The sequence below is a fragment of the Ekhidna sp. genome (assembly GCF_965212185.1).
Lineage (GTDB): Bacteria > Bacteroidota > Bacteroidia > Cytophagales > Cyclobacteriaceae > Ekhidna.
On sequence record NZ_OZ243102.1, the window covers coordinates 712,162 to 727,096 of the forward strand.

The following is a 14,935-nucleotide window of genomic DNA, read 5'->3' on the forward strand; positions in this document are numbered from 1 at the left end:
TGATGAGCAGCAGACGAAAATTTCTTAAAAATTCCCTTGCAGCTACTGCGGGTGTGGGATTGGTAGGATCAGCATGTGCTGAGACCAGCACTAAATCACTAGTTCGTTCGAATAAACCCAAAGCAATAAGTACATGGGTGCATGGGTTGGAAGCCAATGAGGAGGCCATGCATGTGATGAATGAAGGAGGTTCCGCATTGGATGGCGCTGAAAAAGGGGTGATGGTTGTAGAAGCTGATCCGAAAGGGAGCTCTGTTGGAATTGGAGGATTACCAGATCGAGATGGGAATGTCACTCTGGATGCGTGCATCATGGATCATGGAGGAAATGCCGGGTCTGTGTGTTTTTTGCAAAACATTAAGCACCCAATAGCAGTAGCTCGAAAAGTCATGGAAGAAACTCCTCACGTCATGCTTGCAGGGGAAGGTGCCAAGCGTTTCGCCATTGCACAAGGTTTTGCAGAGGAAAATCTTTTAACTGAAAGCTCAAAAAAAGCCTGGGAGAAATGGTTGAAATCAGCGGAGTACAACCCCATCATCAATGTGGAAAATCACGATACTATCGGATTAATCTGTCAGGATGCGCTGGGAAACCTATCCGGTTCGTGTACCACCAGCGGACTGGCTTATAAAATGCATGGAAGAGTTGGGGATTCACCGATCATAGGCGCAGGACTATTTGTAGACAATGATTATGGTGCTGCGGTAGCCACAGGCATGGGAGAACTTATGATGAAAACTTTAGGTTCCTTCTTGGTAGTGGAGTTGATTCGACAAGGTGCCAGTGCGCAGGATGCATGTGAGGCAGCTATTCAACGTATTGTAGACAAATTGGAGTATAAATCTTTTCAGGTTGGATATCTGGCCATGGATATAGCCGGGAATACCGGATCATATGCCATTCATCCAGGTTTTAATTATGCAGAAACGGTAGATGGAAAAAATGAATTGATTGACGCTAAATCCTATCTGAATGGCTAATCAAAAATATGGAGCATCCATGTTTTACATGGTGGTGCTCTTTTTTACCTGGGGGTTTTTGACTGAGCTGGATGGCGCGCTGATTCCTTATCTCAAAGGACTCTTCGATCTGAATAATTTTCAAGCTGCTTTGGTTCAGTTTGCTTTTTTTATCGCATTCTTCTGTGTAAGTCTTCCATCCTCATGGTTGCTCAACAAGATTGGATATCATCGGGGGATTATAGTTGGGCTACTAATAATGGCAATTGGTAGTTGGTTATTTTATCCTGCTGCGTCACTTATTTCTTATCCATTTTTTCTGGGAGCTATATTCGTATTAGCATCTGGAGTAACGCTGCTGCAGGTTGCTGCAAATCCCTATGTGGCTCGGTTGGGAGACCCATCAAAAGCATCCAACCGATTAAATCTTGCTCAGGGTTTTAATAGTGTCGCGAAGGTGATTGCTCCATTAGCGGGCAGTTATTTTATCCTTCGTGGACTTGCAGGACTATCATCGGAACAACAGGCTGAAGCCGTTCAGATACCATACATTTTGCTTGGGACATTACTCCTGACGCTCGCCATAATTTTTTCATTTCTGAAATTGCCCGAAGTAGTAGAGGTTCCAGAAAGTGATCAGGCTGATTCTGAAAGTATTTGGAAAAAGACGCATTTAGTGAAAGGCGCAGTTGCCATCTTTCTCTATGTAGGAGCGGAGGTAACCATCGCTTCTTTCCTCGTAATCTACCTGAGTGAAAATATATTTCCTTACATCGCCGAGTACGAAAGTTATGTTTCAGGGCTTCCTTCCAAAGATGACCAAATAGCCGTATTTCGTGAAATTGGTGCCAGATACCTACCCTTTTATTGGGGAGGTCTGATGGTGGGAAGACTTTTAGGTTTTTACATATTGAAATACATTTCAAGTCACCGATTATTAATGCTTTCAGCCATGATCTGTATAGTCTTGATGCTCGTGTTCAATGCTTCAGGTGGCTATCTGGCTATGTGGTTATTGATAGGTACTGGATTGTTCTTATCTATCATGTGGAGTAATATTTTTACGCTAGCAATTGCTGATTTAGGTTCCATGACTAGTAAAGGATCGGCAGTATTGGTTGCAGCGATTGTAGGAGGAGCACTCATACCCCCTTTGCAGGGGCTGATAGCTGATAGCTCGTTTGGGCTACATAATTCTTTTCTAATTACGATTGGCTGCTTTGCATACATTGCTTGGTATGGATGGAAAGGGTATAAGCACAAATCATGAGCTACTATATAGGCATGGATATAGGAGGGACAAGTACAAGTATTGGGTTGGTTAAGGAAGGTGAAGTTCTTGATCGCACAATAATTCAAATCCAGGCATTTGCTGATGGGCCAATAGATCAATTCATTGACCAAATGGTATCGGAAGTAAAGAGGTTGGAAGGCAAACATCAATGCAGTGTGGAAGGCATTGGAATAGGAGCACCGAATGGCAATTACTATAACGGGACGATGGAATTAGCCCCCAATATGCCATGGAAGGAAATACATCCAATAGCATCGATGGTTGAAGAAAAGCTTGAAAAACGTACGATCTTAACCAATGATGCCAATGCAGGAGCAATTGGCGAAATGCAGTTTGGAGTTGCTAAAAATCTCAAAGATTTCATTTACATCACGTTAGGAACAGGTTTAGGTAGCGGCATAGTTTGCAATGGGCAGGTGATTTATGGCAATGATGGATTTGCCGGAGAAATGGGGCATTCAATTTTGATTCCGGATGGTCGTGACTGTACATGTGGCAGGAAAGGATGTCTGGAAGCTTACGTCTCATTAAGGGGAATTAAACAAACGTACAATGAGCTAGGAGGAGCAGGTGATCTCTCGCCCAATGAGATTGCAGAAAATGCTAACGCAGGTAATGAGTTATGTCTGTCTGTTTACGATCAAACAGGCAAATGGCTGGGATTAAAACTGGCTGATGCAGCTGTTTATACCAGTCCGGAAGCAATCGTTTTTTTCGGTGGCATTGCTGAGGCCAGCGACTTGTTTTTCTCCTCTCTCAAAGAGTCACTTGAAGAGAATGTGCACAATCTCTATCGAAACAAGATCAAACTTCTTAAATCTAGCTTGCCTTTAAATGATGCAGCAATTTTAGGGAGTGCGGCTTTAGTGATGAGGGATTAAGACTTCTCTAAAAGAATCTCTTGATTAAATTTCTTGACAATCTCATCAAGATAAAACTTTATTCTTGCGTACTCATTCGCATTATACACCGCTTTTTTGAATTGATATTTCCCAACAACCTTTATCCCTCCTTCTAATTTGGAATAGGTTAATTCAATTTCAGCAAGATCATTTTTAATTGATAAATTTTCTGGTAATTCAGAAACCGAGTAATCTGTTGGTAAACTAATGTTGGATTCGTAAACCTCAGAGAAAGGATAAGTAAAATCAACAGGATAGCTTCTTGTTTTTTGAGTGAGCCCATTGGTTTGGAGTGGAAGATTAAGAAAAGGCTTAAATATTATATTATCGCCAGCACTTTCAAATGAACAGCTCCCATCGAGTTCCATGACATATGGCTTGTCCTGTGATTTGTAATTCAAAGTATTTCCAGAAGCGAGCGTTAAAACATCATTGGATAGATTACTCAAAAGGTCGGTTTTTCGATCAGAATATCTATTTTTCAAGCCTAGAGCTTCATAACCGTTCGTCTGAATATTAAGGGTCGTTTTAGCTTTTGAATTGTTCAGATCTAATTCATTGATTCGAATGGTAGTTTTCTTTAAAGAAATTTGTTGACTCCTCAGATCAACAAAATCCACACCATTGTCACTAATTATCAAACCCTTGTCATTAAAGCACTTAGAAGGAATTTGATTGTATGGTAGGAATGGCTCTGTTGCATCCGTAAGATATGGCTGTCCCACATTAACCAGTACAATAACATAGTTAAAAAAGTGCTTAAATGGATAATCCATCTTAATCTTTCCATGATTTCTGGTGCTAAGAATAACGGGCTTTGTTTCAATGCCTAATTCATCTAACAATGCCACTAAAAAGAGATTGATTTCTGCGGAGTTTCCTTCCTTTTTTGTATGCAATTCTTTTGGATTATTGGGTGCATACTTATCGTTGAATCCATTCCAATTGAAATTATTCTTGACATAATTAATGGCAATTTCTGCTTTTTCAAGATCTGATTTGCCATCAACCTTAAGATTGGTCACTACTTTTTTAGCATACTTTTTACTCGCTTTTATGTATTTGCCAAATGCTTCATTTTTTGACATGTCGGAAATAAGCTCAGGCCATGTAGTTACAATTTCCTGATTACCTCCAGTTGGATAATTAATTTTTGCCAGTTGAAAGTCAATTTTTACAATGTAGTCATTGATTGATGTGATATAGGCTTCATCGTTAAATGCAGGAATATCTTCAAGGCCATAAATGTGAACATAATCTTGAAATTCAACACCATTGGATACATTTTGTCCATAGCTTTTAGCGACTGACCCCCAAGTTCTTTTCTTCTTATCTATATAAGATTTTTGGTGATCAAACTTTGATACTCCTTGTACAAGGAATACATATTCATAAAAGGTTATCATACGAACTTCATACTCACTATACATAGTTGGAATGGTGCTCTGGAATTCCCAATCAGGTAGATTGAATACGAATGGTGTTTCAATGGTATACTTATATTCTAAAAAGGCCCCTTCTCTAACATCTGGGAAAATGAATTTTTTGACCTTCCAATTATTGTTAATGCGCTCTTCATAAATTTCAACGCTTCTAACTTTCTTAGGCACTGGTATGCCATTTTCTATATGCACAGTATAAGCTTCAATGGATTTGATTTTCTCTGTTTTGCCATAGCCCTCTTCATAGAATGGTATAGAGACAGTTTTGTGCTCTTCGGCAAGATTATCTGAAAAAACTTTTATCCTTCTTGTGCGAGTAAATTCAATATTATAGCCTCCTTCCGGTGTATCAATGAATTTCGATTTACCAATGTCAAAAAGAACGACAGCCTCAGCTTTTAGATCTTTTTCATACTTCTGAAGGTCGATTTCATATTGAGTGAATTGACCAAATTTTTTAGATGTTTTCTGGGCGGTTGATGAAAGAATCAATAAGGAAAATAATAGAGCTAAAGAGTACTTCATTTCAATAAAATGGATGACTTGTTTTGAACGGATGATACTTTATTTATGAATTCACAAAACTTCAAATATTCAGTTTTAGTATAATTCTGCGAATATATATGTAGTCTTTCTTTTATTTCGATTTTCCTACTATCAGTTTCATATAAAATTTCGTATTCACCAAACTGCGAACTCAATGATGTATTTGTTGGAAACTCAATTGAATTGGAAGAACTGTCATGGATTGAAATATTTGTATCAATTTGTCTGTTTATCACAACAGGAATTTTGAATGGGTGGTGCCTCTTTTCAACAGGATTAATTTCAGGTAATTCAACTTTTGGGTGAGAGATAATCTTGTAATTTCCAACAGATCTAGACTGGTTGTAACATTTTGCTTTAAGATTAATCTCAACCTTATTTTCCACTGTACTTAGAGTTTCGTATTCAATAATTTCTAAATCTTTGATATCTATCGATTCTCTTACAAAATCAATCAATTCCTCTTCATTATCAATTTGGCTTAGGCTTAAGTAGGTTTCAAATTTTTCACCACCAAGAAGATGACGGATGGTGACAGATGTCCCCGAATCTGATAAGACAAAATCAAATTTTCCGTATTCCTTTAGGTCTTCTTCGGTCATTTTAGGAGTAGCGATAAGCTGACTATTATTTTCTGATACCCAAAGTGCTTTGCGTCCTTGAGTAAATGTTCCTAAATAATTGAATGGAATTGACTGATTTGTATTCTCTAACCACACGGTATCCTTACCTATTGGTACGGCTAAAATCACATGATTAAATTGAGCACTTGGATAATCTGTAAAGACATCCGGAGCATTAATTCCTGCATTAACCAGGCAATAATATGAAGGTATACCTATATGTTTAAGTAGTGCCTTCATGTATATAGTCAAGGCCTTGCAATCTCCATATCCATTGTAGCTAACATATGAAGCTGGATATGGTTCTAATCCGCCTTCTTCTATTGATACATTGACGTAATGAGTATTTGATTGAAGGTGATTATATAAGATCTTAACTTTTTCCATCTGATCAACCACGCCTTTCGTTAATTGATCAACTACTTGGCCTTCCTCAAATGTTAGTTGGTCTTTATTTTCATTCAATCTGTAAATCCAGTTGCCATATGTTTCCCAACTCTCTGCTGAACCTTTTTTTGCATAATTGAACTCCTTCGGCATAAGTAGGATGTTGGGATATAACTGCCGCCAATGAGGGGAATGATGTTGAGGTTCATGGAAAAACCCATTTGTGAGAGACCATTGATAAATAGTTCTCCCCTCTTCGGTCTTAGAATTACTTTCGTCAAATTGGGGGCTTATATAACTGAAAAATGAAAAACCTCCAGGTACATTAAGGGTTAAGCTACAATTAAAGTGAGGTGTATTGTATGCAATGAGTGGATACCACCAGGCGAGTTGAATGAAATTATCCTCGCTTATACTATAACTGTACTTGATTTTATATGGATACTCATTCCAGTATAAATTAAACTTCTTTTGGTAATTGTCTTCATAGAAGCTGATTGAGGACCTTATACTTTGAGTCGTTATCTCTTTTTTCTTAAGTTTTCGAACGATTTCACCCTGCCTATTTATAATAACAGCTTCATGGATCTGTGGTTCATAGGACTCTTGAAATGGAATTTCAATTTCTCCAAGCCATTTTTGACTTGAATTATTTATCTGTACTGTGATTGATTTCTTAGTAGTCACATAATCACCATCAACAATAATTTCAATTGAATGATCAAGGACTTGTGAAAAGGAATACAAAGAACAAAGTAGTTGAAAGAAGAGGATTATAAACTTAGGTAGGCTCACAATATCGACGTAATAATTAAAACCCTTCAGCATAATTGTCGCCCCTGGTGTAGTCTGCTCCACCCTCCAGTTTTCCGTCTTCTCTTACCAGGATACAATCCATCCTTCCCATTGCTTCTCTTCTTTCAATCTGATGGCCCATTTCTTCAAGCTCACCGATTACATCTTCATTGATTGGTCGTCTTTCTATCAGGATTCTATCTGGTAGCCACTGACTGTGAGTTCGAGTTGCATTGACCGCATCCTGCATGCTCATGCCATGGTCAATAACGTTCATAATGGATTGAAATACAGACGTGATAATGGTAGAACCTCCAGGAGTACCCACAACCATTTTAAGTTGACCATCTTTTTCTACAATTGTTGGGGTCATGCTGCTAAGCATTCTCTTTTCAGGTTGAATGGCATTGGCTTCACCACCGACCAGACCAAATTGATTGGGAATGCCCGGCTTGGCACTAAAGTCATCCATCTCATTGTTTAAGAAAAATCCAGCCCCTCGAACATAAACTTTACAGCCAAAAAACGAATTAAGTGTGGTGGTTAATGAAACAGCGTTCCCCTCCGGATCTACAATGGAAAAATGGGTGGTCTCAACACTTTCGATTACGTCAACCTTTCCTTCTTTGATATCTTGTGAGTCAGTTTTTTCTGACAGTGAAATATCTGAAAATCGCTCTTTATTGTAGGCCGGATCTAGAAGCATATCCAATGGTACATCATAAAAATCAGGATCACCGGAATGTGTCGCTCGATCTGCATATACCCTTCGTTCCAATTCGGTCATTAAATGGATCGTTTCAGGAGTGTTGTGCCCCATCGATCCAATATCGTATTGTTCAGCCCCTTGCAATAATTGAATGACTGCAACTCCACCGCTTGAAGGGGGAGGCATAGAAATGATGGTGTGTCCTCTATATTCACCTTTAATAGGTTCACGCCATTGGGAGTTATAGTTTTGTAAATCTTCTTCGGAAATCAAGCCACCACCACGCTGCATTTCTTTAACTATTTGATCTGCCACAATGCCACTATAAAAACCTTCTCTTCCTCGATCTCTTATTTGAGTCAAAGTTCCTGCTAACTCTGTAAATTTTAAGGTGTCACCTTCTTGCCATGGCACATCTTTGAGCAAAAAGAAATCAGAACCATTGACCTCACTAAAAAGCTCTTGTTTTTCGTTCAATTCTTCCGCTTGATTTTCTGTAATGGTAAAACCATAGAATGCAAGATTGATCGAGGGCTGTATAAGCTCCGCCAGCGGCTTGGCGCCAAACTTTTCATGAAGCTTTAGAATGCCATCAACAGAACCAGGTACCCCAGATGCTTTATGACCAATAGTGCTCATGTTTTCAATTACATTCCCATCTTCATCCAGGAACATATCTCTGTTTGAATTCAAAGGAGCTTTCTCCCTAAAATCCAGTGAACCTATGCTTCCATCATTCATTCGATACAGAGCGAAACCACCCCCACCAATATTCCCAGCTCGTGGGAATACTACTGCTAATGCAAACTTCACGGCGACTGCCGCATCTATCGCATTGCCTCCATTTTTAAGTACTTCAACTCCAGCCCTGGTAGCCAGTGGGTGAGCTGAAGAAACCATCGCCTGCTCACCTAATGGACCAATTTCGGGTTCTTTGATCGTTTGATTTTGACTTGCCTGACAAGCAATCAGTAAGGTTAGGATGAGCAGCTTAAATATCTTCATAGTTTAGGATTTCATTCGAACGATTTTGGTGCGCTTTCTCTTTCGATGTTTTTTTTGATTATAAGGAAACCAATGCTTTTTAGGCTTAACCACTTTTACCGTATGAGAGCTCGAACTGCATGAAGGTGTGATTAGGCCAGCAGCTAAAATGATACAAGCAAAGAGAAGTTTTTTGATCATGATTAAAAGGTGAAACTAAACAACGAACAAACATCAAAAAAATGATGAAACTGCCACGTTATGAGAAATAAAATTAGACGAATTTCATAAGTAGGTAATTATCAAGGGTTAGCATTTACTTAAGTTAAGCGATTCCTTAATAGAAAATTTTGTTGTTACGGGTCGAATTACTATCTTCATCTGCCCTAAGCGAAAAATCACAAACGATCAACCTAACGTTAACCAGCGAATAAATGAAAGAGTCACCAAGAAACCCTATTGAAATCGAAATTCCGAAAGGTTATAGAAGGTATAAATTAAAGGGTGTGGACAAAGAAATAATTGCTAAGAAAGGTGGGCCGACTGCAAAACAGATTAAAACCAAAGCTTCATACAAGGAGCTAAGAAATAATCAAAAAGAATTTGGTGTGGCCTCTATGATGGCCAAAACATTGAGGCAATCATTATCATCGGGGATGTCAGAAATATGCGAGACGTATGTGTCAGGTAAGCTTACTGCACAGTTTCGTAACCTCGCTAAAATGGAAGAAGGAAAGACAGGTACAAGACCGCTATTCCTTAGTAAACATGGCCATTTATTGAACGGGTTTGAGTTCAATTCAAAGGCGCCTTATGAAAAAATATTTGGAGCAAAATATTTCGTCAAGCCAGGATCTCAAAGAGGACAGGTGATTCTACACTTTCCTGCTTTCGTTCCGGAGAAAACTTTCAAGAGCCCTAAGGGAGCCACAAACTTTAAAATTACAGCTCGATTAATCGCACTTTCGGATTATCAGTTTGATCAAAAAGCTGGAGGTTACAAACCAGTAAATAAAGACTTGCACGGAAAGTATGGAACATACGAAAGTTCAATGCTTCCTCTTTTAAAAATTCCAACAGAACCAATGACAGGAATGATTTCAATTGATAATAGAATCATACCTGAGGGGACGGGACTTTTTCTAGTCATGGCCGTTAGTTTCTACCACTTTGATAGTGGTAAATTTCAGCATTTGAGTAAGGAAAGCGGTATGCAAATCCAACGCGTGCTATAACCTAACACTATTGAGGTTCGTTTTCATGTGTTGAAACCCCAACCTCATGCGCACTTCAATACTTTTACTTTTAATTATTGCGACCTTCCAATCGCAATCTCAAGATTATTACGATCAGGCAAGAGCTCATTATCATGAAGACAATCTTGATTCTGCTCGCTATTTGATCAACAAAAATTTGACGAGAAAGCCTTCCGCTGAGGATTACTTTCTGAGTGCCATGATCCATGAAGCTGAGAATAAAGATTTGAGAGCTTTGGCTGACTATGAAGCCGTCATCCAAAAGGATCCGAATAATTTAGAAGCCTACTTTCAAAAAGGATTGATTTACTACAACTCAGCAAGCACTGAGCAGGCTATTCAGGATTTCACTTATGTAATTGACAACCAATCTGATTCTGAAACCAGAGCGATCTATTATGGTAATGATCCTACCGGAGATCAAGGCACTTTCCTAACAACTTTGCAGTCGATGATGGCTCAAGTCTATCAATATCGAGGAATGGCATATCAGAAATTAGGAGATTGGGAGAAGGCGCTAGCTGATTTCAATAAAGCCTTTGAATTAGAGTCGAGCGTTGATGTCCTAATCAATCGATCACAGCTTTATTCGAAAATGGGACGAGAACAAGATGCAATTAGCGATTTGCAATCGGCGATATCTCTGGACTCCACTAGTTATAAAGCATGGTATAACCTTGCTATTCTGGATGAATCAGTACAGCTCCCAGCTAGTTTGATAAATGATGACTCATTTATTCCCATGTTAAACCTAATGGGTGCGAATGCCTATGAAAGTGGGGATTATAGCTCTTCAGCAATGTATCATACAAAAGCCATCGAAGCTGATCCAGAGGATGACCTGGCCTACATTAGTCGCGGTAAGGCGCTATTAAGAACAGGAGCATTCGGGCAAGCTCGACATGATTTTATTGTAGCAATGCAACTTGAACCCTCACGAACAGAGGCCTTTTACTTGATTGGAAATTCACTTTTTTATGAAAAGAAATTTCAAGATGCAGTGGGGTTCTATGAGCAATATTTGTCCATTGATAGATCATATGGAAATGTCTGGTTTAATGCGGCAATGGCATATATGAGTCTGGATGATAAAAGGAAAGGGTGTGATTATTTAGAAAAAGCAAGAGAATTGGGTATGAGCCAGGCGATGGAAATGTCTGATAAGCACTGTGGTAGCCAATAGGTAATTTTCTTTTTACCTTTGTAGTATGGCAAAGCAAACCAGTTTGAAAATTGATATGCACACGCATATCTTACCTCACACCATCCCAAATTTCGCAGAAAAGTTTGGCTATGGGGACTTTATTAGTCTATTGCATCACAAGCCAGAGGCTGCACGAATGATGAAGGGCGATAAGTTCTTTCGAGAAATACAATCAAACTGTTGGGATGAAAAGTTAAGAATCGAAGAGTATCAAAAATTTGATACCCAGGTTCAGGTTATTTGTACGATCCCGGTAATGTTCAGCTATTGGGCTGATGGACACGATTGTCTTGATCTTTCCATGTATTTGAATGACCATATCGCGCAAGTGGTTGAGGAAAATCCTAAGAATTACATTGGATTAGGAACTGTGCCAATGCAGGATCCTGAGCTTGCCGTTAAGGAATTGGAGCGATTGAAAAAGCTTGGTATTCCTGGCGTTCAAATTGGCTCTAACATCAACAATCATAACCTGAGTAAGCCTCGATTTTTTGAATTTTTTGAAGCCTGCGAGAGCCTTGGTTTAGCCGTATTGGTTCATCCATGGGAGATGATGGGTACTGAATACATGGAGAAATACTGGCTGCCGTGGCTTGTTGGTATGCCTGCCGAAACAGCACGAGCTGCTGCATCCATGATTTTTGGAGGTGTATTTGAGCGCTATCCAAAATTAAGGGTCTGTTTTGCTCATGCGGGAGGATCTTTGTTGGCAACTATTGGCCGGTTAGAGCACGGTTTTAATTGCAGGCCTGATCTTGTGGCTGTTCATAATGACATAAACCCAAGAGAATATCTTGGCAAATTTTGGGTAGATAGTATTACTCATGATGCAACTTACCTTCAATATGTCATTGATTTGATTGGTTCCGAAAAAGTATGCCTTGGGTCGGATTATCCATTTCCGCTAGGGGATCTGGAAATCGGAAAGTTCATCACTGAAATGGATCTTCCACAAAAAGATATAGATAACATCTTTTATCAATCTACTTTGGATTGGTTAGGACTAAGTGAAAGCAAAAACAAAGACCTTTTGAAGGTCTTGATGGAGTCCAATTAAGCTCTCATTATGGGATAGAGCTGCATTCTGATTTAGCTTTTTGAAAAACACCATAAATCCCCTTCTCGAAGGGGCGTAGGGGTAGGTCATATATAAAATAGGTTTTTTAAAAAGCTAAAATCGTATAAGAAAGACTTGATTAACCTAGAATGCAGCAGCCCTGCTTTTGAGGAAGGATAGGATTATTAAGACTTCTTCAAATACTTATCCAGTGACATCCTGGCTACTTTGCTTACCCTGTTTTTTAGGTAAGGTGACCATCCCATTAATATGCCGGTAAGACCCAGAGCCATTTTGGACCAGCGCCAAAAATCAAATTCATCCGTGTGTTTGATGATCAAGCCGTCTTTAAATTCCATGGTCGCATGAATGATGTTGTGGACTGGATTGCCTGTTTTTGAGAACTCATAGTCAGCTTCCCAAATACACTGAGCCATTTCCTCATCGCCCATCACGCTGTGAAAATCAATTTCCAAATTACCATTGGATCGTTTAATGAGCATTGACCACATTCCAGTTACTTCCTGGTAATTCAGCTTTTTGAAAACGGGATCGTTGAAGATGACCTCTTTATGATAGCATGATGCCATAGATTGGGCATCCAGGTTTTGAAATGCGGTATAAAATTTTTCTAGTGTGGATTTACTCATAAGTACTCTTGGATTAATTGATCCTTGATTTTCGGGAGTCCTGTACTTGCAGGTTCTTCATAAAGATAGAAGTTATTGCCAACGGTGACCTCAGGAATTTTTGGATCTACGATAAACTTGGGTGCCTCGGAACGAACAAAATCAATCAAACTTGCAGCTGGGTAAACAACGAGTGATGTTCCAGCGACAATAAAAATATCTGCGGACATTACTTCTTGGATAGCCGGTTCCATCATTGGAACAGCTTCTCCAAACCATACGATGTGTGGTCGGAGTTGAGATCCTTTGTCACATTTATCACCTTCTTTAAGTTCCCACCCGTCCAGTTCATACACCAGGTTGGGGTCTTCGGTACTCCTGACTTTACTGATTTCTCCATGTAGGTGAAGCACTTTTGAGCTCCCTGCTTTTTCGTGCAGGGCATCTATGTTTTGAGTAACGATGGAGACTTCAAATTTTGATTCTAATTCAGCTAATGCGAGATGACCGGGATTAGGCTTTACTTCCAAGGCCTGTTTTCGTCGTTGGTTATAGAACTCTAGCACGAGCGTTCTGTCTCGTGCCCATGCTTCAGGTGTAGCCACTTGAGTAACATCATGTCCTTCCCAGAGGCCACCGGAATCCCTAAAAGTTTTAAGTCCACTCTCAGCGCTGATACCCGCTCCTGTAAGTACAACTATCTTTTGCATAAAAAAGCCTCCATTTGGAGGCTTAATTTAATGATATTGAGATTGTTTTAATTCAATGGAAAGCGCACTCCACCGAATAATGAGAGTTGGTCTGCATTACCTAACACATATTTGGCTTCTGCAAATGGCATAAGGGAACCTCCTGTATCAAAATTGGCACCTATTCCGATGTTTAAGCCTAGCTCTGAGTCAGACTGTTTGCCTCCCCCAAAGTCTGATAAATCTACTGATACACCTGTAAGATTTAAGCCAGCAATACCATATATCGTAGCGCTATTTTCACTGAATATATAATTGATGTTGCCATTTAACTCCCACCAGGTGACATTATCCTTTTTAAAGTAATAGATGAAACTTGGCGCAATATTGATCTGGCTCGAAGCGGCAAATTCACCATTGACACCAATCCCGGCGCTCTCGATTTCAGCACCATATGCAAGGCCAACACCTACTCTTGATTGAGCATTGGACGCCAAAGAAATTACGGTTACTAATAGAAGTGTAAAAATGAGTTTTTTCATAACTGATTGTTTTGATTTTATAGTAAAAGGTAAGTAATCTGATATCGAAAAAATAGCCTTTCTTATTAAAATGGTATGTTCTTGGTTAATTTTCAAGAACTCTTGCCTTAATAATCATTACTTGCTCTATAGGTCTGCCTCCATCGCCAACTGGTACCGAAGCTATCGAATCGACGACATTCATTCCTTTCACTACTTCACCAAATACCGTGTAATTCTGATCGAGATGTGGAGTACCTCCTTGGGTTCTGTATATTTCTTTTTGATAATCAGGGATGCTATAGCGTTCAAAATCTTCAAATCCTTCAGCAATCTTTGAAAGGGTGTCATAGATCGCTCCAAAAAGTTCATAGTCGTCTGAGGTTAATGCATAATTCATAGAGTCTAACCACATTTTATTCTCTGGAGCTTGGGTAGCATAGTGCTGTCTTAACCATCCATTGATTCGTTCTTCTCCTTTGACAATCATGCTATCCGGCTGAGGTCCGGCCTGCGCAATGTAAAACTGAATGCTCGAGGACGCTCTCTCAGGATTGCCTGTTCTGGCAGCTCCTAATGCCCCTCTTTTATGAAATAGTGAGGAATCAAACTCTGCAGGAACTTGATAGTCCAAGCTATCAATTACTGAAGAATCCATTTTTGCTAACCGAAGACTATCATATTCACCTGCCTGTACAACAAAGTCCAGAAGCACACGATGAAATATGATGCTATCGTACATGCCATCCTTTACGAGCTTAACAAAGTTGTCTCTGTGGAGTGGAGTTTTATCAGAAAGTTCAAGTGTTATTTTTCCTTTGGTAGTTAATAGCTCTACTTGTACGGGGATTGAAGGGCTTTCCTGTTTTTCAGGTATAGTACATTTAACGAGGGAAAGGAATAAAACGAGCAGAGAAATAGGTTTCATGACTTTTTAG

13 protein-coding genes are annotated in these 14,935 nt (G+C 39.4%); 6 read left to right on the forward strand and 7 right to left on the reverse strand.

What is annotated here, in order from left to right:
* Positions 1–2 precede the first annotated feature (2 nt).
* Genes ACOMC3_RS03210 through ACOMC3_RS03220 form a run of 3 tightly spaced genes read left to right on the forward strand, consistent with a single transcriptional unit; the run spans position 3 to position 3,134 of the window.
* The gene (locus ACOMC3_RS03210; protein ID WP_420318085.1) at positions 3–980 is read left to right on the forward strand and encodes an isoaspartyl peptidase/L-asparaginase family protein; all 978 of its coding nucleotides are present in this window, start codon (positions 3–5) and stop codon (positions 978–980) included.
* On the forward strand, positions 973–2,229 hold the full coding sequence (locus ACOMC3_RS03215; protein WP_420318086.1) for a sugar MFS transporter: 1,257 nt from the start codon (positions 973–975) through the stop codon (positions 2,227–2,229). Before ACOMC3_RS03210 ends, ACOMC3_RS03215 begins: the two co-directional genes overlap by 8 nt.
* Positions 2,226–3,134: an ROK family protein gene (locus tag ACOMC3_RS03220; RefSeq protein ID WP_420318087.1), complete on the forward strand. Its 909-nt coding sequence runs from the start codon at positions 2,226–2,228 to the stop codon at positions 3,132–3,134. The genes ACOMC3_RS03215 and ACOMC3_RS03220 overlap by 4 nt, the downstream gene beginning before the upstream one ends.
* Here ACOMC3_RS03220 and ACOMC3_RS03225 read toward each other — a convergent pair.
* From ACOMC3_RS03225 to ggt, 3 genes are all read right to left on the reverse strand, one after another.
* On the reverse strand, positions 3,131–5,122 hold the full coding sequence (locus ACOMC3_RS03225; protein ID WP_420318088.1) for a DUF3857 domain-containing protein: 1,992 nt from the start codon (positions 5,120–5,122) through the stop codon (positions 3,131–3,133). The two genes, ACOMC3_RS03220 and ACOMC3_RS03225, sit on opposite strands and share 4 nt — an antisense overlap.
* Positions 5,119–6,900, reverse strand: a complete 1,782-nt coding sequence (locus tag ACOMC3_RS03230; RefSeq protein WP_420318089.1) for a DUF3857 domain-containing transglutaminase family protein — start codon at positions 6,898–6,900, stop codon at positions 5,119–5,121. The genes ACOMC3_RS03225 and ACOMC3_RS03230 overlap by 4 nt, the downstream gene beginning before the upstream one ends.
* 64 nt (positions 6,901–6,964) lie before the next feature.
* Positions 6,965–8,662: a gamma-glutamyltransferase gene (ggt, locus tag ACOMC3_RS03235; RefSeq protein ID WP_420318090.1), complete on the reverse strand. Its 1,698-nt coding sequence runs from the start codon at positions 8,660–8,662 to the stop codon at positions 6,965–6,967.
* A 413-nt stretch (positions 8,663–9,075) separates the two neighbouring features.
* On the opposite strand from ggt, the gene ACOMC3_RS03240 reads away from it, so the two are divergent.
* From ACOMC3_RS03240 to ACOMC3_RS03250, 3 genes are read left to right on the forward strand one after another with little or no spacing between them, the layout of a single operon-like run.
* Positions 9,076–9,876, forward strand: a complete 801-nt coding sequence (locus ACOMC3_RS03240) for a hypothetical protein (RefSeq protein WP_420318091.1) — start codon at positions 9,076–9,078, stop codon at positions 9,874–9,876.
* A 46-nt stretch (positions 9,877–9,922) separates the two neighbouring features.
* Positions 9,923–11,080, forward strand: coding sequence for a tetratricopeptide repeat protein (locus ACOMC3_RS03245; protein ID WP_420318092.1), 1,158 nt, complete (start codon positions 9,923–9,925; stop codon positions 11,078–11,080).
* Between the two features lie 25 nt (positions 11,081–11,105).
* A complete protein-coding gene (locus ACOMC3_RS03250) occupies positions 11,106–12,158 on the forward strand; it encodes an amidohydrolase family protein (protein ID WP_420318093.1) in 1,053 nt (350 codons plus the stop codon).
* A 185-nt stretch (positions 12,159–12,343) separates the two neighbouring features.
* Here ACOMC3_RS03250 and ACOMC3_RS03255 read toward each other — a convergent pair whose 3' ends face one another.
* The 4 genes from ACOMC3_RS03255 to ACOMC3_RS03270 all read right to left on the reverse strand — a co-directional run bounded on the left by ACOMC3_RS03255 (position 12,344) and on the right by ACOMC3_RS03270 (position 14,925).
* Complete coding sequence (locus tag ACOMC3_RS03255) at positions 12,344–12,808, reverse strand: nuclear transport factor 2 family protein (protein WP_420318094.1); 465 nt, start codon at positions 12,806–12,808, stop codon at positions 12,344–12,346.
* Positions 12,805–13,497 (reverse strand): SIR2 family NAD-dependent protein deacylase, encoded by a 693-nt coding sequence (locus tag ACOMC3_RS03260; RefSeq protein ID WP_420318095.1) that lies wholly within the window; start codon positions 13,495–13,497, stop codon positions 12,805–12,807. The genes ACOMC3_RS03255 and ACOMC3_RS03260 overlap by 4 nt, the downstream gene beginning before the upstream one ends.
* Positions 13,498–13,544: 47 nt before the next feature.
* Positions 13,545–14,018 (reverse strand): outer membrane protein, encoded by a 474-nt coding sequence (locus ACOMC3_RS03265; protein WP_420318096.1) that lies wholly within the window; start codon positions 14,016–14,018, stop codon positions 13,545–13,547.
* A gap of 85 nt (positions 14,019–14,103) precedes the next feature.
* Positions 14,104–14,925, reverse strand: coding sequence for a peptidylprolyl isomerase (locus ACOMC3_RS03270; RefSeq protein ID WP_420318097.1), 822 nt, complete (start codon positions 14,923–14,925; stop codon positions 14,104–14,106).
* Positions 14,926–14,935 lie beyond the last annotated feature (10 nt).